At 72.0% G+C, this 23,953-nt stretch carries 14 protein-coding genes; 8 read left to right on the forward strand and 6 right to left on the reverse strand.

What is annotated here, in order from left to right; translation table 11 throughout:
• Nucleotides 1-41 precede the first annotated feature (41 nt).
• Nucleotides 42-215: a hypothetical protein gene (locus tag ACFYNU_RS05845; RefSeq protein ID WP_356588118.1), complete on the forward strand. Its 174-nt coding sequence runs from the start codon at nucleotides 42-44 to the stop codon at nucleotides 213-215.
• A 33-nt stretch (nucleotides 216-248) separates the two neighbouring features.
• Here ACFYNU_RS05845 and glgB read toward each other — a convergent pair whose 3' ends face one another.
• From glgB to ACFYNU_RS05870, 5 genes are all read right to left on the reverse strand, one after another.
• A complete protein-coding gene (gene glgB, locus ACFYNU_RS05850; protein WP_356588116.1) occupies nucleotides 249-2,810 on the reverse strand; it encodes a 1,4-alpha-glucan branching enzyme in 2,562 nt (853 codons plus the stop codon).
• 107 nt (nucleotides 2,811-2,917) lie between these two features.
• Nucleotides 2,918-4,393, reverse strand: coding sequence for a maltokinase (locus ACFYNU_RS05855; RefSeq protein WP_356588114.1), 1,476 nt, complete (start codon nucleotides 4,391-4,393; stop codon nucleotides 2,918-2,920).
• A gap of 228 nt (nucleotides 4,394-4,621) precedes the next feature.
• The gene (gene treS / locus ACFYNU_RS05860; RefSeq protein ID WP_356588112.1) at nucleotides 4,622-6,346 is read right to left on the reverse strand and encodes a maltose alpha-D-glucosyltransferase; all 1,725 of its coding nucleotides are present in this window, start codon (nucleotides 6,344-6,346) and stop codon (nucleotides 4,622-4,624) included.
• The gene (locus tag ACFYNU_RS05865; protein WP_356588110.1) at nucleotides 6,343-8,331 is read right to left on the reverse strand and encodes an alpha-1,4-glucan--maltose-1-phosphate maltosyltransferase; all 1,989 of its coding nucleotides are present in this window, start codon (nucleotides 8,329-8,331) and stop codon (nucleotides 6,343-6,345) included. Before ACFYNU_RS05865 ends, treS begins: the two co-directional genes overlap by 4 nt.
• 376 nt (nucleotides 8,332-8,707) lie before the next feature.
• Nucleotides 8,708-9,625: an NmrA family NAD(P)-binding protein gene (locus ACFYNU_RS05870; protein ID WP_356588108.1), complete on the reverse strand. Its 918-nt coding sequence runs from the start codon at nucleotides 9,623-9,625 to the stop codon at nucleotides 8,708-8,710.
• 130 nt (nucleotides 9,626-9,755) lie between these two features.
• On the opposite strand from ACFYNU_RS05870, the gene ACFYNU_RS05875 reads away from it, so the two are divergent.
• The 7 genes from ACFYNU_RS05875 to ACFYNU_RS05905 all read left to right on the forward strand — a co-directional run bounded on the left by ACFYNU_RS05875 (nucleotide 9,756) and on the right by ACFYNU_RS05905 (nucleotide 22,274).
• Nucleotides 9,756-10,721: an AraC family transcriptional regulator gene (locus ACFYNU_RS05875; protein ID WP_356588106.1), complete on the forward strand. Its 966-nt coding sequence runs from the start codon at nucleotides 9,756-9,758 to the stop codon at nucleotides 10,719-10,721.
• Nucleotides 10,722-10,981: 260 nt separating this feature from the next.
• Nucleotides 10,982-12,457: a 4-hydroxyphenylacetate 3-hydroxylase N-terminal domain-containing protein gene (locus tag ACFYNU_RS05880; protein ID WP_356588104.1), complete on the forward strand. Its 1,476-nt coding sequence runs from the start codon at nucleotides 10,982-10,984 to the stop codon at nucleotides 12,455-12,457.
• Between the two features lie 806 nt (nucleotides 12,458-13,263).
• On the forward strand, nucleotides 13,264-14,640 hold the full coding sequence (locus ACFYNU_RS05885) for an MFS transporter (protein WP_388765243.1): 1,377 nt from the start codon (nucleotides 13,264-13,266) through the stop codon (nucleotides 14,638-14,640).
• Between the two features lie 210 nt (nucleotides 14,641-14,850).
• A complete protein-coding gene (locus tag ACFYNU_RS05890; RefSeq protein WP_356588100.1) occupies nucleotides 14,851-16,095 on the forward strand; it encodes a monodechloroaminopyrrolnitrin synthase PrnB family protein in 1,245 nt (414 codons plus the stop codon).
• A complete protein-coding gene (locus ACFYNU_RS05895; RefSeq protein ID WP_356588098.1) occupies nucleotides 16,092-17,408 on the forward strand; it encodes an FAD-dependent monooxygenase in 1,317 nt (438 codons plus the stop codon). The genes ACFYNU_RS05890 and ACFYNU_RS05895 overlap by 4 nt, the downstream gene beginning before the upstream one ends.
• Before the next feature lie 823 nt (nucleotides 17,409-18,231).
• The gene (gene glgP, locus ACFYNU_RS05900; protein ID WP_356588096.1) at nucleotides 18,232-20,820 is read left to right on the forward strand and encodes an alpha-glucan family phosphorylase; all 2,589 of its coding nucleotides are present in this window, start codon (nucleotides 18,232-18,234) and stop codon (nucleotides 20,818-20,820) included.
• Nucleotides 20,821-21,011: 191 nt separating this feature from the next.
• A complete protein-coding gene (locus ACFYNU_RS05905) occupies nucleotides 21,012-22,274 on the forward strand; it encodes an alginate lyase family protein (protein WP_356588093.1) in 1,263 nt (420 codons plus the stop codon).
• A gap of 60 nt (nucleotides 22,275-22,334) precedes the next feature.
• Here the strand turns inward: ACFYNU_RS05905 and ACFYNU_RS05910 are convergent, their stop codons facing one another.
• A complete protein-coding gene (locus tag ACFYNU_RS05910; protein ID WP_356588091.1) occupies nucleotides 22,335-23,843 on the reverse strand; it encodes a helix-turn-helix domain-containing protein in 1,509 nt (502 codons plus the stop codon).
• Between the last annotated feature and the right edge of the window lie 110 nt (nucleotides 23,844-23,953).

The following is a 23,953-nucleotide window of genomic DNA, read 5'->3' on the forward strand; positions in this document are numbered from 1 at the left end:
CCCCGGACGGGCACGGTCGTCATGTCCACAACGGGGGAGACATGGGCCGTACGAGAAGTCGCGGGACGCGCGAACGCGTCCGCCGGACCGTCCCCGCCACGGTGGCGGGGACGGTCGCCGTGGCGGCGACGGTCGTCGCGCTCGTGCTGTCCGTCCAGAACGGGGCGGGATGCGACGGCGCGCCCCCGGCCACCCGGCCGGCCTCACACTGCTGAGGCCGGGGGTAGGGGAGGGGGCGGGCCCGGCCGTCAGACCGGCTTCAGCCAGAGCGTCGCCAGCGGCGGCAGCGTCAGCTGGACGCTGGCCGGGCGGCCGTGCGCCGGGACCGCCTCCGGCTTGAGGGTGTCCATGTTGAACACGTCCCCGCCGCCGTAACGCCCCGCGTCCGTGTTGAGGACCTCCGTCCAGCCCGAGATCCCCTCCGGCACACCGATGCGGTACTGGTGCCGCACCACCGGCGAGAAGTTGGCGACCGCGAGCAGCGGGGCGCCCTCGGCGTCGAAGCGCAGAAACGCGAACACGTTGTCCTCCCCGGCGTCGCCCTCCACCCAGGCGAAGCCCCCGGGGTCGGTGTCGCGCTGCCAGAGCGCCGGGGTGCGGCCGTAGACCGCGTTCAGATCGCGCACCAGGTCCCGTACGCCGCGGTGGTCGGCCTCCGCCTCGTAACTCGGGTCCAGCAGCCACCAGTCCGGCCCATGGCTCTCCGACCACTCGGCGCCCTGGGCGAACTCCTGCCCCATGAAGAGGAGTTGCTTGCCCGGATGTGCCCACATGTAGCCGAGATACGCCCGGTGGTTGGCCCGCTGCTGCCACCAGTCGCCGGGCATCTTGGAGACCAACGACCGCTTGCCGTGCACGACTTCGTCGTGCGAGATCGGCAGGACGTAGTTCTCGCTGTACGCGTACACCATCGAGAACGTCATCTCGCCGTGGTGGTACTTGCGGTGCACCGGCTCCTTGGAGACATAGTCCAGGGAGTCGTGCATCCAGCCCATGTTCCACTTCAGACCGAAGCCGAGACCGCCGAAGCCGCCCGGCCCGACATGGTGCGTGGCGCGCGTGACACCGTCCCAGGCCGTGGACTCCTCGGCGATCGTGACGACGCCGGGGCAGCGGCGGTAGACGGTCGCGTTCATCTCCTGGAGGAAGGCGACGGCGTCCAGATTCTCCCGGCCGCCGTGCTCGTTCGGCGTCCACTCGCCGGCCTCGCGCGAGTAGTCGAGATAGAGCATCGAGGCGACCGCGTCGACCCGCAGGCCGTCGATATGGAACTCCTGGCACCAGTACACGGCGTTGGCGACCAGGAAGTTGCGCACCTCGGTACGGCCGAAGTCGAACTCCAGCGTGCCCCAGTCGGGATGCTCGGCGCGCTGCGGGTCCGCGTGCTCGTACAGCGGTCTGCCGTCGAACCGCGCCAGCGCCCACTCGTCCTTCGGGAAGTGCGCGGGCACCCAGTCCACGATCACCCCGATGCCCGCGCGGTGCAGCGTGTCCACCAGGAAGCGGAAGTCGTCGGGCGTGCCCATACGGGAGGTGGGCGCGTAGAAACCGGTGACCTGGTAGCCCCACGAACCGCCGAAGGGATGCTCGGCGACCGGCATCAGCTCGACATGGGTGAAACCGAGATCCTTGACGTACGCCGGGAGTTGCAGGGCGAGTTGACGGTACGTCAGACCCGGTCGCCAGGAGGCGAGATGGACCTCGTAGATGGAGAGCGGGGCCTCGTGCACCGGCAGGTCGCCCCGGTGCGCCATCCACTCCTCGTCGTGCCACACGTGGTGCGCCTCGGTGACGATCGACGCGGTCGACGGCGGCACCTCGGTACGGCGGGCCATCGGGTCGGCGCGCAGCGTGTGCGACCCGTCGGGCCGGGTGATGTCGAACTTGTAGAGCGCGCCCTCGCCGACACCCGGCACGAACAGCTCCCACACGCCGGTCGAGCCGAGCGAGCGCATCGGATAGACCGTGCCGTCCCAGTAGTTGAAGTCACCGCAGACCCGCACCCCCTGCGCGTTCGGCGCCCAGACGGTGAAGCGGGTGCCGGTGACCCCCTCGTGGACCATCGGGCGGGCGCCGAGCGCCTGCCACAGCTCCTCGTGCCGGCCCTCGGCGATGAGATGCAGATCGAGATCGCCGAGCGTGGGCAGGAACCGGTACGGGTCCCGCACCTCGACCTCGTCCACCTCGTCGGCCGTCGCCCCGTAGCGCACCAGCAGTGCGTACTCGGGAATCCGGCGCCACGGCAGCACGCCTGAGAAGAAGCCGTCCCCGTCGTCGTGCAACCGGGCCCGCAGCCCCTCGCCGACGACCGTCACGGCCTTCGCGTACGGCCGCAGCGCGCGCACGACGACGCCGCCCTTGCCGGGGTGGGCGCCGAGCACACCGTGCGGGTCGTGGTGCGAGCCGTGCAGCAGCCGGTGCCGGTCGGATTCGGCGAGCGCCGGCGCGGGCCGTACGACATGGCCGCCGGATCCCTTACGGGGCGTCGCGGCGGCGGACTCCGGGGCGTCGGGCTTCGAGGTGGCCGGCTCCGGGGCGTCGGCCTCCGGGGTGGCTGACCCTGCGGCGGCCGGGTCGGCCGCGGGCGTCCGGGGCGGGGCGGTGTCCGCCTTCGGCGGCTTCGGAGCCTTCGCGGACTTCTCCGCCTTGCCCGCCTTGCCGGTCCTGCCGGACTTCTCGCTTCGCGCGGCCTTCTCGGACTTCCCTTCCTTCGCGGCGGGCCTGGCCTCACCGGCGGGGGCCGGGACGCCGCTGGCGGGGCGACCCGGCCCCGGCTCTGACGGATGATCGGACGGCGGGCGGGCGGTCACGGGAGCTGCCTCCTCGGCGGGACGACGGGGGTCTCGGGGCCGGTGGGCCGGGTGGACCGGCCCACCGGGCTTCGTGTCGGGCTTGGTGTCGGGCGTCGCGGTCGGTGTCAGGGGCGGTGGCCGGCCAGGCGCTGGATCGCCGCCATCGGGACGGGCAGCCAGTCGGGACGGTTCCTGGCCTCGTACAGCACCTCGTACACCGCCTTGTCCGTCTCGTACGCCCGGAGCAGCGCGCCGTTCTTGCGCGGATCGGTGCCCGTCCCCTCCGCGTACCCGTCGCAGTACGCCGACCGGCAGCGCTCCGCCCATTCGGGGCTCCACGGCTCGTGGAAGCGCGCCGCGTAGTCGAACGAGCGGAGCATCCCCGCCACGTCGCGCACGGCGGGCTGCGAGCGGCGCCGTTCGGTCAGGGGTCTGGCCGGTTCGCCCTCGAAGTCGATCAGGGACCATTCGCCGTCCGGGGTCCGCAGCGTCTGCCCGAGATGCAGATCGCCGTGCACCCGCTGCGCCCGGGTGACCCGGCCGCCGCCCGCTCCCGCGTCGCCGCCGGACCGGGCGAGCGCGTCGAAGGCGGTCCGCAGCCCGCCGACGTACGGCAGCAGCGCCGGCACCGCCTGCGCGGTGGCGTCCAGCCGGCCCGACATGGTCTCGGCCAGCTGCGCCGTCTGCCGGGGTCCGAGGGACACGGTCGGCAGCGCGGCGGCGAGCGCGAGATGCACCTCGGCGGTCGCCCGCCCCAGCGCACGCGCCTCGTCGGTGAAGTCGCCGCCGGCGGCCAGCGTGCGCAGGGCGAGCTGCCAGCCGTCCTCGGAGTCCTTCAGATACGGCTGGAGCACCCCGAGCGTCAGCGGCTCCTGCCCGCTCCCGTCACCCGCGCCCCCGGCGCCCACCGCCTCGAACCAGGCGACCGGCGACGGCACCCGCCGGCAGCCCTGGCCCGCGAGGGCGAGCGGCAGTTCCAGATCGGGGTTGGCGCCGGGGAAGACCCGGCGCAGGATCTTGAGGATGTACTCCTCGCCGTACACGACGGAGGAGTTCGACTGTTCGGCGCCGAGCAGGCGCGGCACGAGCCCCGTCGGGATCTCGACGGCCCGGTCGAAGCGCAGTGGTCCCAGCGCGCCGGGGGAGCGCAGCCGCTCCAGCAGCAGGTCGGCGAGGCGCGGGTCGTGCAGCGCCTCGTAGACGACCTGGCCGGTCAGCGGCCCGGAGTCCACGATGCCGATGCGCGCGGCGGTGAGATGCGGCGGCAGGGTGGACCGTACGCCGAGGAGCAGTTGGTAGCAGTCGTCGGTGGGCGGGACCGGGACGGGCGGCGCGTCCAGGTCGGGGGTGGAGCGCTGCTCGACGCGCACCAGCAGATGGAGCAGGCCGGGCCCGGGGCCCGAGGCGGCGGGGGCCATCAGCTCGGTGGCGGTGACGGCGGCGAAGCCCGTGATGGGGCGGCCCTTGCCCGCGAACCAGCGCTGGCGCGGCAGCCATTCGTGGAGCAGTGGTGCGAGTGAGGCGACCAGCTTTGCTGCGGTCGCGGGCGGGAGCGCCGCACCGGGGCGTGGTGAGCTCCGGGTGGATGCAGCCTTCGACATGGCATCGCGTCCTTTCCCCGGGCACACCACAGGATGCGCAGAGTGTCCCGGATTGCGGCAACGGAGTCCGGCTGTGCGGGACGTGTCGGGTGAGGATGGCCCGTACGGACCGTTCGGGCGTTTCCAGCCCGTTCCTACAGACCACTCGATGTCGGGGATGGTGCCCCGTGCGGGGCGGCGGTAACCGACCGCCCCGCAGTTGTTCGTCTTCGGACCAGATGTTCGAGGTCAGGCGGGTCCGGGGTCCTGCCTGAGCCGGAACCAGTAGAAGCCGTGGCCCGCCAGCGTCAGCAGATAGGGCCAGTCGCCGATCGCCGGGAAGCGCACCCCGCCGATCAGCTCCACCGGATGGCGCCCGCTGAACGCCCGCAGATCCAGCTCGGTGGGCTGCGCGAAGCGTGAGAAGTTGTGCACGCAGAGCACCAGGTCGTCGCCGTTGCCGTCCTGCGACGGCGCCTCGCGCAGGAACGCGAGCACCGCCGGGTTCGTCGACGGCAGTTCCGTGTACGAGCCCAGCCCGAAGGCCGGGTTCTGCTTACGGATCTCGATCATGCGGCGGGTCCAGTGCAGCAGCGACGACGGCGACGCCATCGATGCCTCGACGTTCGTGACCTGGTAGCCGTAGACCGGGTCCATGATCGTCGGGAGGTAGAGCCGGCCGGGATCGCAGGACGAGAAGCCCGCGTTACGGTCCGGGGTCCACTGCATCGGGGTCCGTACGGCGTCGCGGTCGCCGAGCCAGATGTTGTCGCCCATCCCGATCTCGTCCCCGTAGTAGAGGATCGGGGAGCCGGGCAGCGACAGCAGCAGAGCGGTGAACAGCTCGATCTGGTTGCGGTCGTTGTCCAGCAGTGAGGCGAGACGGCGCCGGATGCCGATGTTGGCGCGCATCCGTGGATCCTTGGCGTACTCCGCGTACATGTAGTCGCGTTCTTCGTCGGTGACCATTTCGAGGGTCAACTCGTCATGGTTGCGCAGGAAGATGCCCCACTGGCAGCCGGTCGGGATCGCCGGGGTCTTGGACAGGATCTCCGAGACCGGGTAGCGCGACTCGCGCCGTACGGCCATGAAGATCCGCGGCATCACCGGGAAGTGGAACGCCATGTGGCACTCGTCGCCGCCCTTGGCGTAGTCGCCGAAGTAGTCGACGACGTCCTCCGGCCACTGGTTGGCCTCGGCGAGCAGCACGGTGTCCGGGTAGTGCGTGTCGACGATCTCGCGGACCTCGCGCAGCAGGGCATGGGTCGCGGGCAGGTTCTCGCAGTCGGTGCCCTCCTCCTGGTAGAGGTACGGCACGGCGTCGAGGCGGAAGCCGTCGATGCCCAGGTCCAGCCAGAAGCGCAGCGCCGAGATGATCTCGTCGCGGACGGCCGGGTTCTCGTAGTTGAGGTCCGGCTGGTGCGAGAAGAAGCGGTGCCAGTAGTACTGCTTGCGGACCGGGTCGAAGGTCCAGTTGGACGACTCGGTGTCGACGAAGATGATCCGCGCTTCCGGGAACTGCTTGTCGTCGTCGGCCCAGACGTAGTAGTCGCCGTACGGGCCGTCGGGGTCCTTGCGCGATTCCTGGAACCAGTTGTGCTGGTCGCTGGTGTGATTCATGACGAAGTCGATGATCACGCGCATGCCGCGCTGGTGGGCGGCGTCGACGAACTCCACGAAGTCGGCGAGGTCGCCGAATTCGGGCAGGACCGCTGTGTAGTCGGAGACGTCGTAACCGCCGTCTCTCAGCGGGGACTTGAAGAACGGCGGCAGCCAGAGACAGTCGACACCGAGCCACTGGAGATAGTCCAGTTTGGCGGTGATGCCTTTCAGGTCTCCGACGCCGTCGCCGTTGCTGTCCTGGAACGAGCGCACCAGGACCTCGTAGAAGACGGCTCGTTTGAACCAGTCGGGGTCACGGTCCTTCGCGGGAGTGTCCTCGAACATGTCGTGGACGGGCTCATTGATGATCATTGTGTGGGTGACCCTCCGATCGGCGGGGACGGTCGCAGAACGACGATGTGCGCGGGTGTCACACCCGGCTCCAGGCGCACGTAGTTGGCCCTGCCCCAGTGGTAGATCTCGCCGGTGAGCTCGTCGCGCACCGGGGCGGTCTCGTGCCAGTCGAGGCCGAGCCGCGGCATGTCCAACGAGACCGTTGCCTCCTGGGTGTGGTGCGGGTCGAGGTTCACGACGATCAGCACGACGTCCGGGCCCGAGCGCTTGCTGTAGGCGATGACGGCGTCGTTGTCGGCGTGGTGGAAGTGGATGTCGCGCAGCTGCCGCAACGCCGGGTGCCGGCGCCTGATCCGGTTGAGCGCGGTGATGAGCGGGGCGATGGTGCGACCCTCTCGCTCCGCCGATTCCCAGTTCCGGGGGCGCAGCTCGTACTTCTCCGAATTCAGATATTCCTCGCTCCCGGGTTTGACCGGGGCGTTCTCCATGAGTTCATACCCCGCGTAGACGCCCCAGGACGGCACCATCGTCGCGGCGAGCACCGCGCGTACCTCGAATGCCGGACGCCCGCCGTCCTGAAGATAGGCGTGCAGGATGTCGGGCGTGTTGACGAAGAAGTTCGGGCGCATGTACGACGCGGAATCGCCCGACAGTTCGGTGAGGTACTCCGTCAGCTCCTGCTTGGTGTTGCGCCAGGTGAAGTACGTGTACGACTGCTGGAAACCGATCGCGCCCAGGGTGTGCATCATCGCCGGCCGGGTGAACGCCTCGGCCAGGAAGATCACGTCGGGATCGGCGGCGTTGATCTCCGCGATCACCCGTTCCCAGAAGACCACCGGCTTGGTGTGCGGATTGTCGACGCGGAAGATCCGGACGCCGTGGTCCATCCAGTGCCGCAGCACCCGCAGGGTCTCGGCGACCAGTCCGTCCATGTCGCGGTCGAAGGCGATCGGATAGATGTCCTGGTACTTCTTGGGCGGATTCTCCGCGTACGCGATCGTGCCGTCCGCGCGGTGGTGGAACCACTCCGGGTGCTCCTTCACCCAGGGGTGGTCGGGCGAGCACTGGAGGGCGAAGTCCAGCGCGATCTCCATCCGCAGCGACGCGGCCTTCGCCACGAAGGCGTCGAAGTCCTCGATCGTGCCGAGGTCGGGGTGGATCGCGTCGTGGCCGCCGTCCGCCGAGCCGATCGCCCACGGGACGCCGACATCGTCCGGGCCGGGGGTGAGGGTGTTGTTGGGGCCCTTGCGGTGCGCGGTGCCGATGGGGTGGATCGGCGGCAGATAGACGACGTCGAAGCCCATCGCGGCGACGGCCGGCAGCCGCTCGGCGGCGGTCCGAAACGTGCCGCTGACCGGCGGCTTCCCCGGAGTGACGACCGCCCCCTCGGAGCGTGGGAACAGCTCGTACCAGGAGCCGAACAGCGCCCGCTCGCGCTCCACCAGCAGCTTGACCGGCTTCGACGCCGAGACCAGCTCGCGCAGCGGGTGGCGGGACAGGGCGTCGGCGGCCTCCGGGGTGAGGGCGGCGGCGAGCCGGGCGGCGGCGGGGCGGCGCTCGTCGCGCAGCGCGTCCACGGCGGCCAGGACCGCCTCGCGGCCCTCGCGCTTGGGCACACCGGCCGCGGCCCGCTCAAAGAGCGCGGCGCCCTCGGCCAGGACCAGCTCCGTGTCGATCCCGGCCGGGATCTTGATCTCGGCGGCATGGCGCCAGGTGGCGAGCGGATCGCTCCACGCCTCCACCTTGTAGGTCCAGCGGCCCTCGGAGGTGGGGGTGACGTCGGCGCCCCAGCGGTCGGTGCCGGGGGCCAGTTCGCGCATGGGGGTCCAGGGGCCGGGGCGGCCGTCCGGGCCCCGCAGGACGACATTGGCGCCGACTGCGTCGTGGCCCTCACGGAAGACGGTCGCGGTGACCTGGAACGTCTCTCCGCTCACCGCCTTGGCGGGGCGTTTGCCGCAGCTGACGAGAGGGCGGACGTCCAGGACGGGAATGCGACCGATCATGAAATCACCTGGGGGCTGAGCGGGCGTGGCAGGCAGGGCAGGCGGGACAGGTCGAACGGATGGGAGGGTTTTGCCTGACTTTGATGTTATTTGTAGCTGCTCTGATGGTGACTGGCGGGCTGCGGGCATGGCCGCTCCTGTCCGCTTTCACTCTAATAGCGGTGGAAATGGGGTGGAACGAGCGTGCTTGCCGTACGTACCGGATGAGCCTTCCCACGATTTTCGGGTGCACAATCCGCCACTTCGTTAAGTCCTGGGCAACTCTGCCGCCGTGGCCGGAATCGGCCGCATCGCGCGCGAAACGCGGGCGCCCCGTCCTCGCGGGCCGCACGGGCGGCGTCCGCGAGAACGGGGCGGGCTGTGGGGCGCGGGCGCCTCAGCTCGCGTCCGTCGACCAGACCTGCCACGGCTGGCGCGTCACCCACTCGTCCACCGGCGCGGGCTTCACCGCGAGCGCGTCCGCCGCCCGGCCGCCGTCACCCGCCATCAGCAGCGGGTCGTCGCCCGTCGCCATGTAGTGGTAGATACCGGCGACACCGGCCGCCGCCTCCGCCCCCGCGACCTGGGACAGCGCCTGCTCGAAGACCGTCGGGGGCAGCGACAGGTAGCGCACCTCGCGGCCGAGGCCCGTGCCGAACGCCGAAGCCAGCTCGTCGCCGGTCAGCGACTCGGCGCCGCCGATGTCGAAGGTCTCGCCCTCCACACCGTCGACGGTGAGCGCCGCGAAGACCGCCTCCGCGAGGTCCCGGTGCGAGATCCAGGCGGCGGAGCTGTCGCCGGGCAGCGGGTAGGCCAGCACGCCCTCGCTGACCAGCGCGGGGCCGTTCCACGGACTGAACAGATTGTCCAGGTAGACCGGCGGGCGCAGCACCACCAACGGCACACCGCTCGCCCGCAGTTCCTCCTCGGCGATCCGGCGCGTCTCGAAGGCGGCCACATTCGTGGACTGTTCGGGGATCCGGGTGTTGGCGTTGTAGACCAGCCGCCGGATGCCGGCCTCGCGCGCCGCCTCGGCGACATTACGGGCGTACCGCCGCACCTGCTCCGTCCCGTACACCAGCGGCATCACCACCGCGGCGTGCGTCGCGCCCTCCATCAACCGCCGTACGGCGGACGGATCGTCCAGGTCACCGCCCACGAACGAGGCGCCGGGGAGCGGCGGCCGGTCCGCCTCGGCGGCGCGGGTGAGCGTACGGACCCGCTGTCCGCGCTCGGCCAGCAGACGGGCCACGGCACCGCCCTGGAAGCCGGTCGCCCCCACGACGGCGACGCGCATCGGAATCTGATCGGACATGTGTCTGAAGGCCCTTCGATAAGGTGTGTCTGCTGTCGATGACGGCTCGATGACGGCTCTTTCACAAGGCTGGCGGCGGCGGCTTCGGCCGATCAATTAACAAACCGGGGCGGGGGTTGAAGGATCGTCCATGGAACCGATGGAGCCCATCCAGGGCGAAGGTGACGATCTCCTGAGCGAGCTGCTGAAGCCGCTCCGGCTCACGGGGGTCTTCGACAGCCGGTGGCACGTCAGCGCGCCGTGGGCCATCGAGGGCGACGCCGAGCAGAGTTGTGCGATCCTCCACTACATCGTCGAGGGCGCCTGCTGGATCACCGGCGAGGGCCAGACACCGGTGGAACTTCGCGAAGGCGATCTCGCGGTCTTCCCCACCGGCACCGCGCACCGCATCTCCGACCGCCCCGACCGCACCGGCGGACTGCGGCTGGCGGCCGTCCTGCCCGAGCGACTGCCAGGCACCTCGGGCGAGTTGAAGATCGAGGGCGGCGGGCCCGAGAGCCGGCTGCTCTGCGCCGGACTGCACTACGACGCGAGCGCCGCGACCGGTCTGTACACGGCGCTGCCGTGGGCACTGGTCCTCGACCGCACGCAGGTGGACAACGAACCACTGCTCCGCGACACGCTGCGGCTGCTCGCCTCGACGCAGCGCCCCGTCGGCCCCGGCGACCGCCTCATCACACTGCGCGCGTTCGAGATGGCGCTGGTCCTGGCGCTGCGGCCACTGCTGCGCGAGATCGCGGACAACCCGGCGTCGCTGCCGGTGCTGAGTCATCCGGGGATCAGCAGGGCGATGGTGATCATCGCGACGCGGTTCGCCGAGCCGTGGACGATCGAGTCCCTGGCGCGGGAGGTCGGCATGTCCAGGTCGGCCTTCACGGCGGCGTTCCGCGAACTCGTCGGGGAGGCGCCGGCCCGTCATCTGACGGGCCGGCGGATGCAGGAGGCGGCACGGCTGCTGGGCGAGACGTCGCTGCCGCAGTCGGCGGTGCCGCAGCGGGTGGGCTACCGCAGCGCGGTCGGTTTCCATCTTGCGTTTCGCAAGTGGTTCGAGAAGACGCCGGGGGAGTATCGCAACGGTGCGGTGCCCGCGGCGTAGGGGCCGCCGATGTCGCGGTCTGGCCGGTTATTAAGGACCGCTGGACGGTCGTTCATTGCTGACGACGCTTGCGCCAGGAAAGGCTCTCAGGCAGTGGGAGCAGCGTTCCGCGCGTGCTCGGTGTGCCGGGTGGGCGGGGTGTGGGGGGTGTGTGGGGCGCGCCGGGAGTTTCGGGTGTGTTGTGCGTGCCGCTTGAATCGTTTTTATCCGTATCGATGTCCGTGTTTGTGCCCGTGTCCGTGTCCGTATGAGGAGAAGTGTTGACCAGATCGGGTCAGGAGTATCTGGAGTCGCTCCGCGACGGCCGCACGGTGTGGCTGGACGGCGAGCGGGTCGAGGACATCACGCGGCATCCGGCGTTCCGCAACACCGCCGGATCCATCGCCCGGCTCTACGACCTGGCCCACGACTCCGCCCACACTCCGGTACTGACGCGGGACGGCGCGCACCGCGCGTTCGCGGTGCCGCGCGGATACGAGGACCTGGTCGCGCGGCGGCAGGCGTACAAGGTGTGGGCCGAGGCGAGCTACGGCTTCCTCGGGCGTACGCCGGACTACATGGCGGGCGGCGCGGCCGGATTCGCGGCGGCGCCAGGCGTGTTCACCACCGACGGCTTCGACGGCGCGGCGAACGCACTGGCGTACCACCGGCGGCTCGCCGAGGGCGACCTGTACCCGACCTTCACGATCACCAACCCGCAGGGCGCGCGCACCCCGTTCGACGCGGCGGGCGGGACGGCCGACGACGACCCGGTGGTCCGGGTCGTCGCCGAGAAGGACGGCGGGATCGTCGTACGCGGCGCCAAGATGATCGGCACGGCGGCGGTCTTCGGCAACGAGGTCATCGTCGGCACGATCGAGCCCCTGGCGCCGAGGGACGTGGAGCGCGCGGTCTGCTTCTCGATCCCCGTCGACACCCCCGGTCTCAGCTTCGTCTCCCGTGTCTCGTACGAGGGCCGGGCGCGGAGCGTCTTCGACAACCCGCTGTCGGCACGCTTCGACGAGAACGACGCGCTGCTCGTCTGCGACGACGTCTTCGTCCCCTGGGAGTCCGTGCTCACCTACCGGAACGTCGACGCGAGCTTCGGCATGTGGTGGCGGACCCCCGCGTACGTGAACTTCGTGCACCAGGCGGCGACGCGCTTCTGGACCAAGCTCGAATTCCTCGCGGGGATCGCGATCCTGCTGACGAAGTCCAACGGCACCTACGAACTGCCCCCGGTCACCCAGGCGATCGGCCGGCTGCTCGGGAAGGTCGCGCAGGCGAAGGCGTTCGTGCTGGCGGCGGAGGCGAGTTACGAGGAGGTCGACGGCGGGCGCGGCGGGGTGATGCCCGGCAAGGACATCTCGTTCGCGCAGCGCATCATGGCGGGCGAGCTGTATCCGCGGGCCGTCCAGGAGATCAAACTCCTCGCGGGCGGCGGGGTGATCCAACTGCCCGCGTCCGGCGAGGACTTGCTCCACCCGGAACTGGGCCCACTGGTGAACCGCTATCTGCGCACGCCGGGCCAGTCGTCCGAGGACCGGATCAAACTGCTGAAACTGGCCTGGGACGCGCTGGGTTCGGAATTCGCCTCCCGCCACGAACAGTACGAACGCTTCTACCACGGCGCGCCGCACGTCTACCTCATGCAGCAGGCATGGGAGGGCGACACGGCGTCCTGCGAGCGACTGGCCCAGTCATGCCTCGACGGCTACGCGCTCGGCGGTGAACCCGAGGGAACGGGTCCCAGGTGAACGGCGAACGCGACGCACGCGACGAGCGGGACGAGTCGGCCGGGGCGGGACCTGCCGGTCCTGCCGGGTCGGCCGGCCCCGCGGGCCGAGGCGGCTCGTCCCACGCGGACCTCAACGGCTCCTCGCCGACGGGAGACCCGGCGGGCCGGTCCGAGCCGGCGGACCCCGACGGTGCCGCCGGCCTGCCGGTCGACGCCCGTCGTACCGGCCGGGCGGCCGAGGGCGTCGGGCCGGTCGGACTGTCCGGCCTTGGCGGTTCGCCGTCGAGCGGCGGCTCGGCGGTGTCGCCGGGCTCCGGTACGGCCGGGGGGCCTCACGCGCCCGGCCCTGACGGTTCGCCGTCGAGCGGCGGTCCGGTGTTGTCGCCTGGCTCCGGCGCGGCCGGAGGGCCCCAGGCGCCCAACTCCGATGGTGCTGCTGGTCGGGCGGTCGGCGACGCGGGTCTCAACGGTTCGTCGTCCGTCGGGAATGCGGCCGTGCCGTCCGGCTCCGGCGACGGCGCCGACATCGGGTCGGCCGGCCCGTCCACCGTTGGCGGTTCGCCGTCGAGCGAGGGCTCGGCCGTGTCGTCCGGCCCCGGCGGCGGCCCGGCCGATACGGCGGCGGGTGGTCGTGGTCGTTTTGGTCGTACAAGCGGAGAGGCCGGCCTCGGTATGGCCGTTGAGGATCAGGGGCGCCGTGCCGCGCCCCGTTCGGGGGGCCCATCAGCTCCCGGCGCCCCGGGGTTTCGCGCCCCCTGCCCCGGGGCGCCGGGATCGCGGCGGCGGAGTGCCAAGGCGGCACTCGCGCTGCTCGCGTCCACGCAGTTGCTGCTCATCATGGACACCGCGATCATCAACGTCGCCCTGCCGTCCGTCGGGAAGGATCTCGGGTCCGGGTCCGCCGGGCTGTCGTGGGTCGCCAACGCCTTTCTCATCACCTTCGGCGGGCTGCTGCTCCTCGGTGGGCGCGCCGCCGATCTGCTCGGGCACCGGCGGGTGTTCCTCGCGGGGCTCGGGGTGCTCGGCGTGGCCTCCGCCGTCGGCGGGGCCGCCGGGTCCGTGGGGGTGCTCGTCGGGGCCCGCGCCGTCCAGGGCGTCGGCGCCGCGCTCGCCGCCGCCGCCGCGTTCGCCCTGCTCCTGAACCTCTTCCCCGACGGCCCCGACCGCCACAAGGCCCTCGGCGCGTTCGCCGCGATGGGCGGTCTCGGCGGGGTCCTGGGCACCGTACTCGGAGGCGTACTCACCGATCTCCTCGGCTGGCGCTCCACCTTTTGGCTCAACGTCCTCGGCGCGCTCCTCCTCGCCCTTCTCGCGACGCGGCTCCTCGACGGCAACACCCGCAGCGACGAACGCGGCTTCGACATCGGCGGCGCCCTCACCGCGACCGCCGGCCTCGGGCTCATCGCGTACGGCCTGGTCGGCGCCGGTGAGGCGGGCTGGACCAGCGCGCGGACGCTGGGCGTCTTCGCCGTCGGGCTCGCACTTCTCGCGGCGTTCGCCGTTCTGGAGAAACGAATCGCCCACCCCCTCGTGCCGCCCGCCGTCCTGCGGCGTCCCACCCTGCGGCTCGCCAACTGCCTCAGCGCGCTGGCCCAGATGACGCTCTTCCCGATGTTCTTCCTGGTCAGCCTCTACCTTCAGAGCGTCCTCGACCAGACCCCCCTCTACGGCGGGCTCGGCCTGCTCCCCCTGTCCCTCGTCGTCGTCGCCACCGCCCCGCAGACCGGCCGCCTCATCCGCCGCCTCGGTCTGCGGGCCACGATGACCCTCGGCTTCACGCTGCTCTTCGCCGGCATGCTCTGGCTGGGACTCGCGCTCGCCGCCGACGGCACGTTCCTCTCCGCCGTCCTCGCGCCGAGCCTCGTGCTGGGCGCCGCCCTGCCGCTCGTCATGGTCACCACCAACGTCGCCGCGACCGCCGACGCGGCGCCGGGCGAGACCGGACTGGCCTCCGGACTCATCAACACCAGCCAGCAGTTCGGCTCCGTACTCGGCCTGGCCGTACTCGTCGCGGTCGCCACCGCCCGTACCGACGCGCTCGGCGCGACCGGCGCCGCCGACGAGACCGCGGGCTTCCAGGCCGCCCTCCTCGTCGGCGCCTTCTTCGCCGCCTGCGCCGCGCTGCTCACCCTCCGGCTGCGGCTCCCCGCGCCCGCGTCCGCGCCCCCGGACCAGGACCGGGTCGGCGGCGCCCTGGAATAGGCCCAGGAGGAGGAGCGAGTGCGCAGGCGGGGCAGGGCCCGGTCGACGGTCCAGGTCCGGACAGGACCGTGGGGGGATCGCCGCGACGGGGCGAAGGCGCAGCCGGCCGGTCGGGCCGCGCGATCGAGCGCGACCGTGACGGTGCCGGCACGGCGCCGCCCGCCCCGTGTCCCACCACCTACCCGACCCACGCCCGAGGGGGGCACTTCCATGACGTTGTACGACCTTGTCGCGCCCGCGATCGAGGCGCGCTACGAGCCGCGCTACCGCATAGCCGGCATACGCGCGGCCGATCCGCTGGGCGCCGACGCGATAGTCGCCGCCGTACCCGCGATGAACCGGGACGCGGACATCCCCGCGCTCACCGTCGCCCTGCGCACGCTCGTCCCCGATCCCGACCGCACCGCCTCGCTGAGCGTGGTCGACGCGCTCGCCGCCGTACGCGACCTCGGTCTGCTCCTCGGCTCGCTGAAGCGGCACGGTGTCGAACCGCTCGCCGCCGTCCCCGAGGCCCTGCCCGTCCTTCAGGAACTGGGCCACCGCACCGACATGGTGCCGCGCGACACCGTGCACCACTACACGACGTGGAATCCGCTCGGCGACCGCCAGCGCATGTACACCGGCGAGCAGATGGAGGGGCACCTCCAGAACGCGGTACGGATGGTCTTCCCCGCGCTCGTCGCCGCGCTCGACTCCTGCGACGAGCTGGCCGGACTGGAGCCGTACGACCCCCGCTTCGCCGACGCGCTCGACCGTACGGGGCAGCACGTCCAGGCCATGGTCGACTCCATCGACTTCACCGTCGCGCAGGTGTCGCCGGAGTTCTTCGCCCGCGGGCTGCGGCCGTACTTCGAGGAGGTCGACGTCGCGGGCCGCGACTATCTGGGCCCGGCGGCGGCGCAAGTGCCGCTGTGGCTGGTCGATCTGACGCTGTGGCAGAGCGACCGGAGCAGTCCGGAGTACGACGCCTTCCTCGACGAGTCGGTGCTCTACAGCCTGCCGTCGTGGCGGGCCTTCCACGCGGCGCACCGGGGCTCGACGTCCGCCGTGAGCAAGTTGTCCGCCGCGATCAGCTGGGAGTCGACGGCGCGGCTGCCACCGGTGCTGGCGGCGTCGGCGGTGTCGGCGGCGCGGGTGCTGCGGATACTCAAGACGTTCCGGGCCAGACACATCGGTATCGCGCGCAAGGCGTACAGCGACGAGCTGCGCCTGTACGACGCGGGCAGCGGGGGCGCGCCGATCGCGCTGCTGCGGTCGGTGCTGGATCTGACGCGGGACAACGAGACGTTGGTGCGGCACGCGAATGTGCGGATGCACGCGCCCGCGCCGGCGCGGGCCTCGGCGCAGCAGGCGCAGGTGCAGGCGCAGCCGCAGGCACCCGGGTCCTCGCCGTCGGCCGCACCGTCGGTCTCGTCGCCGGTCTCACCGCTTCGCGAGAGGAGACTCACCCCATGACTCACATCATGATCGCGGGCGGTGGCATAGCCGGCCTCACCGCCGCCCTGGCCCTGCACGCCGCCGGCTTCGACCGGATCACCGTCGTGGAGGCGGCCCGGGAGATCCAGCCGCTGGGCGCCGGGCTGAACATCATGCCCAACGCCGTACGCGAACTCGACGCGCTCGGGCTGCTCGGCCGGCTCGACGAGTGCGCCGTACGCACCGGTGAACTGCGCTACTACCACCGGAGCGGCGGGCTGATCTCCCGCGAGCCGCGCGGCCTGGCGGCCGGCTACCGGTGGCCGCAGCTGTCCATCCACCGAGGTGACCTCCAGCGGGTGCTCGCCGACGCGGTACGCGAACGGCTCGGCAGCGACGCGGTGGTCGCCGGCGTCCGGGTCGGCGGCCTGGAGACCGCTCCCGACGGTCGCGCGCGCGTGCTCCTCGCGCATCGCGACGGGCGGGGCCGGGGCGGGGGCGCCTCGATGGAGCCGGACGTGCTGATCGGCGCGGACGGTATCCGCTCGGCGGTACGGGCCGCGCTGAACCCCGGCGAGGGCGAGCCGCCGTGGAACGGCATGCTGGTCTGGCGCGGTGTCTCACGGGTCCCCGCGCAGCGGGCGGCCACGTTCATGTTCATCGCGGGTGACGACCGGCAGAAGGCCGTGGTCTACCCGATGACGCACCCGGCCGGGGCCGGCAGGGTCGGCGGGGCCGGCGGGCGGGACCGGGACGTCCTGGTCAACTGGGCGCTGGCGATGCCCGCGGCGGAGGTGGCCGGGGCGGAGCGCGGCGACTGGAACCGGCCGGTGCCGGTCGCGAAGTTCGCGCACCACTACGCGGGCTGGGAGTTCGACGGCGTCAGCCTCCCCGAGGTCCTGGCCGCCGCCGACGGGGCGTTCGAGTATCCGATGGTGGACCGCGAACCGCTGGCGCGGTGGACCCACGGCCGTACGACGCTGATCGGCGACGCGGCGCACGCGATGTACCCGATCGGTTCGAACGGCGCGACGCAGTCGATCGTCGACGCCCGCGCGCTGGCCCACGCGCTGGCGACGCACCCGGACCGCTCGGAGGCCCTGACGGCGTACGAGAGGGAACGCCGCCCGGCGATGACGGAGCTCCAACTCGCCAACCGCCAACAGGGCCCGGAGGTCGTCATCACCCTGGCCCACACCCGCGCCCCCGACGGCTTCACGGACATCGCGGACGTGATCCCCCCGTCGGAACTGGCGGAGATAGCGGCACGCTACGCCTCGACGGGCGCGTTCGACCCGGAATCGGTGAACGCGGGCTCCCCGTACGAGGTACCCACCCCGGCCCCCGGCTGACGCCCCCCGCTGGGTAAGGGGCCCGCTGCCGCCCCGGCCCCTTCCCGGCGGGCCGGCGACGGTCCCCGAACCGGACGGCTGCTCGTTCGCCCGCCCGCCCGCGACGAGGCACGTCCCCTTCGGCCGGAGGCCGCTGCCGCCCGTGCGCAGTTCTCCGACGGCCGGCTGACGCCCACGCATGGGTCCGGCCGGTCCCGCCGCTGTGCACGGCGCCGTGCGATCGGGCAGCGGTGGGCAGCCTCAGCCGCAGTTCGTTCCCCTCGGCCGGCGGCCGGTGCCGCCCCGTGCCCCGGGCCGGCCGAGCCTCCGACGGCGTCACGTCGCGGCGTACGGCTGCGTGTAACCGTTCGGCCGATGACGGCCCGTCGGCCCGTCGGGCGACTCTGTCGCGGACCGCTGCCGGATTCCGTGCCGCCGCGCCGCCGCCCCCGGCGCCCGCCCGGCGCGTGGTCGGTGGGCGACGGGCGACCCCGGTCCGCGCCCCGGCTCCCTCCCGCGCGCCCCTCGGGCGGGCGGCGGGCCGTGCGGCGGCAGTGCCCGGCCCTCGCGCCGACGTCTCCCCGGCTGCCGCTGCCTGGGCTTCGGCCGGTTCTGCGGGGGCTTGGCGCGTGGGTCCGGCGTCGGGCCGGTGTGGGGGCCGGGTTCGGGGCCGGTCGGCGGCTCGCCGCCCCGGCCGGAGGTCACCCCGCGCAATTCCGTTGAGCCGTGTGCGCTCGTGCGCCGTCGATGGCGGCGGGGCGTCGGCGATACCGTCAGGGTGATGGCGGGGTGCACAGCGTGGTGTGGTCCGTCGGTCCGGATGTCCCCTGCGAAGGTGGAACACGTGAAGGCAATCCGTCGATTCACCGTGCGCCCCGTCCTGCCCGAACCTCTGCGACCACTCAGCGGCCTCGCGCGCAATCTGCGCTGGTCCTGGCACCCCGAGACCCGTGAACTCTTCGAGGCCGTCGATCCCGACGGCTGGGCCGCCGCCGGGCGGGATCCGGTGCGGCTGCTCGGGGCCGTGTCCGCCACCCGGCTGGCGGAGCTGGCCGGGGACCGGGGGTTTCTCGAACGGCTGGCCGCCGTCGACGCCGACCTGGCGGAGTATCTGGGCGGCAGCCGCTGGTACCAGGAACAGAGCGGCCAGGGCGGCGGCGCCGAACTGCCCGCCGCCGTCGCGTACTTCTCGCCCGAGTTCGGCGTCACCGCCGCCCTGCCCCAGTACTCCGGCGGTCTCGGCATCCTCGCCGGTGACCATCTCAAGGCCGCCAGCGACCTCGGCGTACCGCTCATCGGCGTCGGGCTGCTCTACCGGCACGGCTACTTCCGCCAGTCCCTGTCCCGTGACGGCTGGCAGCAGGAGCACTATCCCGTCCTCGATCCGAACGAGCTGCCGCTCAGCCTCCTCAGGGAGGAGGACGGCACACCCAGCCGGGTCGCGCTCACGCTGCCCGGCGGGCGCTCGCTGCGCGCGTGCGTCTGGCAGGCGCGCGTCGGCCGTGTGCCGCTGCTGCTGCTCGACTCGGACATAGAGGACAACGGGCCGACGGAGCGCGAGGTGACCGACCGTCTCTACGGCGGCGGCAGCGAGCACCGGCTGCTCCAGGAGATGCTGCTCGGCATCGGCGGCGTGCGCGCAGTCCGTACGTACTGCCGGCTCTCCGGTCACCCCGAGCCCGAGGTCTTCCACACGAACGAGGGCCACGCCGGCTTCCAGGGGCTGGAACGCATCCGTGAACTCAGCGACACGGGGCTCGGGTTCGACACCGCGCTGGAGGCCGTCCGGGGCGGCACCGTGTTCACCACCCACACCCCCGTGCCGGCCGGCATCGACCGGTTCGACCGCGAACTCGTCGCCCGCCACTTCGGCGAGGACGGTGTTCTGCCCGGTGTCCCCACCGACCAGGTCCTGGCCCTCGGCAGGGAGACCTTTCCCGGCGGCGAGCCGAACCTGTTCAACATGGCCGCCATGGGTCTGCGTCTCGCGCAGCGCGCCAACGGTGTCTCCACCCTGCACGGCGCGGTCAGCCGGCAGATGTTCGCCGGGCTCTGGCCGGGCTTCGACCCGCAGGACGTACCGATCACCTCGGTGACCAACGGTGTGCACGCCCCCACCTGGGTCGCACCCGAGATCGCGGCGCTCGGCGCCGGCGGCGCGAGCGAGGCGCCGGACGCCGACCTCTGGGGCGTACGGCGCGCCCTGCGCGAGCAGTTGGTGCACGAGGTACGGGACCGGCTGCGCGCCTCCTGGCACCAGCGCGGCGCGGCCGACGCCGAACTGGGCTGGATCGACGGGGTCCTCGACCCCGACATCCTGACCATCGGCTTCGCCCGGCGCGTCCCCTCGTACAAGCGCCTCACGCTGATGCTGCGTGACCGCGAGCGGCTGACGGAGCTGCTGCTCCACCCGGAGCGGCCGATCCAGATCGTCGTCGCGGGCAAGGCGCACCCGGCGGACGACGGCGGCAAGCGGCTGGTGCAGGAGCTGGTGAAGTTCGCCGACGACCCGCGCGTGCGGCACCGCATCGTCTTCCTGCCCGACTACGGGATGGCGATGGCGCAGAAGCTCTATCCGGGCTGCGACGTCTGGCTCAACAATCCGCTGCGCCCGCTGGAGGCGTGCGGCACCAGCGGGATGAAGGCCGCGCTCAACGGGTGCCTCAACCTGTCGGTGCTGGACGGCTGGTGGGACGAGTGGTTCGAGCCGGACTTCGGCTGGGCCATCCCGACGGCCGACGGTTCGGCGTCCGACGAGGACCGGCGCGACATCCTGGAGGCGAACGCCCTCTACGCGCTGATCGAGGACCGCGTCGCGCCCCGTTTCTACGACCGTACGGAATCGGGCGCCGAGGCACTGCCCGGACGCTGGATCGAGATGGTCCGGCGCACCATGACCACGCTCGGCCCGAAGGTGCTCGCCGACCGGATGGTGCGTGAGTACGTGGAGCGGCTGTACGCGCCCGCCGCCCACGCCCACCGCGCGCTGGACACCGCGACGGCGCGGGAGTTGGCCGGCTGGAAGAACCAGGTCAGGGCCGCCTGGCCGGGGGTCGCCGTCGACCACGTGGAGGCCGTGTCAGCGACCACGGCGGGCGGCAGCGCCGAGTTGGGCGCGACCCTCGTCCTGAATGTGCGGGTCACCCTCGGGCAGCTCCGTCCCGACGACGTGGAGGTGCAGGCCGTCGCCGGCCGGGTGGGGTCCGACGACACGATCGCCGACGCGCAGATCTTCCCGCTGAAACCGGCGGGCGGGCCTGATCAGGCGGGCCGTTGGGTGTACGAGGGGCCGCTGGCCCTGGATCGTACGGGGCCGTTCGGCTACACCGTCCGGGTGCTGCCCACGCATCCGATGCTCGCCGCCGCCGATCTCGGCCTTGTCGCGCTGCCGACCGAGGCGACGGGGGAGGCCGGGGGCGTACTGATGCGCTGAGCGCTGCTCCCGGGGCCCGGTGGACACCGTCCGCCGGGCCCTTCGGCGTCTCCGCCAAGTCCATTGGTACATACCTTGACGTGTTCATGCGATGGCCTTAAATTCCTCACTCAACCAGGGTTCACAACTCCGCCTGTTGTTCATGTGGATGAACGGAGTTGAGGAACACCCCCCAACCGGAAGGCACCCCCATGCGCCCCGGAGTCATCCCCAGAGCCATCCCCAGAATCCTCGGCCTGTCCGCCGCGCTCGCCGGGCTGATCGGCGCGGCCTTCATGGCTCCCGCGACGGCCGGCGACCGGGCGGCCACCACCGCGCCCACCACGGCGTCCCGCTCCGCGGACGCACCGTCAGCCGCAGTCGCCGCCCCCGCGACCTTCACCCACCCCGGCGTCGGCGTCAGCCGCCCCCAACTCGACTTCGTACGCGGCAGGGTGCAGGCCAACGCCGCGCCGTGGAAGGCCGCGTACGACCAGATGATGGGGAGCAAGTACGCCTCCCTGTCCCGGGTGCCCAAGCCCCGCGCGGTCGTGGAGTGCGGCTCGTACTCCAACCCCAACAACGGCTGCACGGACGAGCGTGAGGACGCGATAGCGGCGTACACCACCGCGCTCGCCTGGTACATCACCCGGGACGACCGCTACGCCAAGAAGTCCATCGAGCTGATGGACGCCTGGTCCAACACGATCCGCGACCACACCAACAGCAACGCGCCGCTCCAGACCGCGTGGGCCGGCTCGTCGTGGCCCAAGGCCGCCGAGATCATCAAGTACACGTACACCAGCTGGCCCAACTCCGGCCGCTTCTCCACCATGTTGCGGAACGTGTATCTGCCGGAGATCATCAACGGCTCAAACTCCAACGGCAATTGGGAGTTGAGCATGAACGAGGCCGCGATCGGCATCGCGGTCCACCTGGAGGACAAGGCCGCCTACGACAAGACCGTGGGCCGCTTCCGCAACCGGGTCCCCGCGTTCATCTATCTGCCCTCCGACGGGGCGCTGCCCCGGACCGTGCCCGGCAGCGGACTCGACACCCGCGACGAGATCATCGGCTACTGGCACAACCAGTCCACCTTCATGCAGGGACTCGCGCAGGAGACCTGCCGCGACCTGACCCACACCGGTTACGGCCTCTCGGCCATCTCGCACGTCGCGGAGACCAGCCGGATCCAGGGCCAGGACCTCTACCCGGAGGTGGGCGACCGGCTGCGGCACGCGTTCGGGCTGCACACCAAGTACCAGAACGGCGAGCCCGTACCCGGCAACCTCTGCGGAGGCAGCCTGAAGGACAACCTCGGACCGATCAGCGAGGTCGCCTTCAACGCGCTGGGCAACCGGCTGGGCAACGCGATGTCGAACACCCAGCAGTACACGGAGCGGATGCGCCCCCAGGGCACGAACAACCTGTTCGTCGCCTGGGAGACGCTGACCCACGCGAACAACCCCGCCTGACCGCACGGCGGTTGACACCGGATGTGTCCGGACGTGTCCGGATGGGGCCCTGGCGTACCGTCAGGGTCCTATCCACTTCCCGGTCGTGTAGTCGTACCCGTGCACCCGGCCGGCCGCCGCACTCGTACGGAACGGCTTGCCGCCGTCGTCGATGCGGGTGACGCCCGTACGGTTCCCCGCCGACCAGCGCACCTCCAGATACCAGTCGCAGTCGCAGCCGCTGGTGCTCGCGTCGACCTTCACGACGAGCGGTTCGCTCGACGTCACCTGATAGGGCAACTTGGGCGCGGGCAGCGGCCCCTCCTCGCTCCCGCCGTCGACCGGGCGCACGATCGGCCGCGACGCGTCGAGGTCCACGGTGAACACGGCCGGGGTGATCGCGCCGCCGCAGCCGCTGCTCATCTCGTACGCGTTCCAGTCGAGCGGCGCCCGCCGCCCCACCACCCGGGCGAACAACTCCTGGACGACGACGGGCCCCACGCCGGCCGCCGCGCGCATCGTGGCCTGTGTGAGCGTCGACTTGCCGTGCACCGCGCCGAGCGCCGTCGCCCACTGCCGCGCGTCCTGGGAGTTGGGCGGCGGCGGTACGGCGGCGGGGGCACGGTTGATCAGATACGTGTGGTCGCAGGCCGACTGCCACTTGTGGCTGTCCGCGCTCCACTCCAGCGCCTTCGTGTTGCCCGCGTCGCCGTCGGGCTTGTCCTCGGACCCCTGTCCGGCCTCGGCACCGCTGCCGCCGCCGGCACCGGCTTCCGTCTTGCCGGAGCCGACGGAACCGGACGGTGACGCCTTCGGGCCGCCGCCGGACTTCGAGGGGCTCGCCGACGCCGACGGGCCTTTCGGGCGCGCGGACGGTGAGCGTGAGTCCGGTGGTCCGTCCGGGCCGAGATCGGAGAGGCGCGGTGCGCTGTTGTCGGTGCGTGAGTCGGAGTTCCCGAGATCGGCCGCGATGACGACGGTGCCGCCGAGGACCGTGACGACGGCGAGCGCGGCGCCGACGATCTGGCGGCGGCGCAGCCGGGAGGCGCGGGGGCGGGACATGGGCGGGGCCGCGGGGCCGGCGGGCGGCGGATCGGGGTCGTCGTCGTCCGTGACGTCGTCGGCCGGGGCGTCGGCCGGGGCGTCGAAGTCCGGGGCCGGGTCGAAGCTCACGGTCCGTTCCGGTTCCGGTTTCTGCTCCGGCTCTGCCGCGCGTACGGTCTCCGGCTCCTCCGCGCGTACGGTCTCCGCCTCGCGTACGGCCTCCGGCTCACGTACGGGCTCAGGTTCCGTGACCGCGACCGGGTCCGTCTCCTCGCCCTCCTCCGTACGCGCCGAGTGCGCCCGCAGCCACAGCCGGTGCAGCTCCACGCGCTCGGCCGCCGTCGCGCCGACCACCCGTGCCAGCCGCTCCACGGGCGCGTACTCGACGGGCAGCGCGTGCCCGTGGCAGTAGCGGTGGAGGGTCGAGGCGCCGAGGTGGAGTTGGGTGGCGAGCGAGCCGTAACTGCGGTCGGTTCTCTCCTTGAGTGCGCGCAGACGCTTCGCGAACTCCGCCGTCTCCGCCGGGACCTGCTCCGACCGGCCCATTCCCCGTCCCCCTGCCGCCTACCGCCCGCCACGTCGTTCCGCGGCCATTCCAGGCGCTTGTCGTTTTCCCAGGCCAGGGTACGCGTACGCGTTCCATGCGTTCCGCGATT

This window comes from Streptomyces sp. NPDC006643 (assembly GCF_042870175.1).
In the GTDB taxonomy this organism is placed as follows: domain Bacteria; phylum Actinomycetota; class Actinomycetes; order Streptomycetales; family Streptomycetaceae; genus Streptomyces.

Bases quoted from the DNA above. Each gene is read 5' to 3' on its own strand.
- ACFYNU_RS05845 (WP_356588118.1), top strand. From the start codon at position 42: ATGGGCCGTACGAGAAGTCGCGGGACGCGCGAACGCGTCCGCCGGACC.
- ACFYNU_RS05855 (WP_356588114.1), bottom strand. From the start codon at position 4,393: ATGTCGAAGGCTGCATCCACCCGGAGCTCACCACGCCCCGGTGCGGCG.
- treS (WP_356588112.1), bottom strand. From the start codon at position 6,346: ATGATCATCAATGAGCCCGTCCACGACATGTTCGAGGACACTCCCGCG.
- ACFYNU_RS05865 (WP_356588110.1), bottom strand. From the start codon at position 8,331: ATGATCGGTCGCATTCCCGTCCTGGACGTCCGCCCTCTCGTCAGCTGC.
- ACFYNU_RS05870 (WP_356588108.1), bottom strand. From the start codon at position 9,625: ATGTCCGATCAGATTCCGATGCGCGTCGCCGTCGTGGGGGCGACCGGC.
- ACFYNU_RS05875 (WP_356588106.1), top strand. From the start codon at position 9,756: ATGGAACCGATGGAGCCCATCCAGGGCGAAGGTGACGATCTCCTGAGC.
- ACFYNU_RS05890 (WP_356588100.1), top strand. From the start codon at position 14,851: ATGACGTTGTACGACCTTGTCGCGCCCGCGATCGAGGCGCGCTACGAG.
- ACFYNU_RS05895 (WP_356588098.1), top strand. From the start codon at position 16,092: ATGACTCACATCATGATCGCGGGCGGTGGCATAGCCGGCCTCACCGCC.
- ACFYNU_RS05905 (WP_356588093.1), top strand. From the start codon at position 21,012: ATGCGCCCCGGAGTCATCCCCAGAGCCATCCCCAGAATCCTCGGCCTG.
- ACFYNU_RS05910 (WP_356588091.1), bottom strand. From the start codon at position 23,843: ATGGGCCGGTCGGAGCAGGTCCCGGCGGAGACGGCGGAGTTCGCGAAG.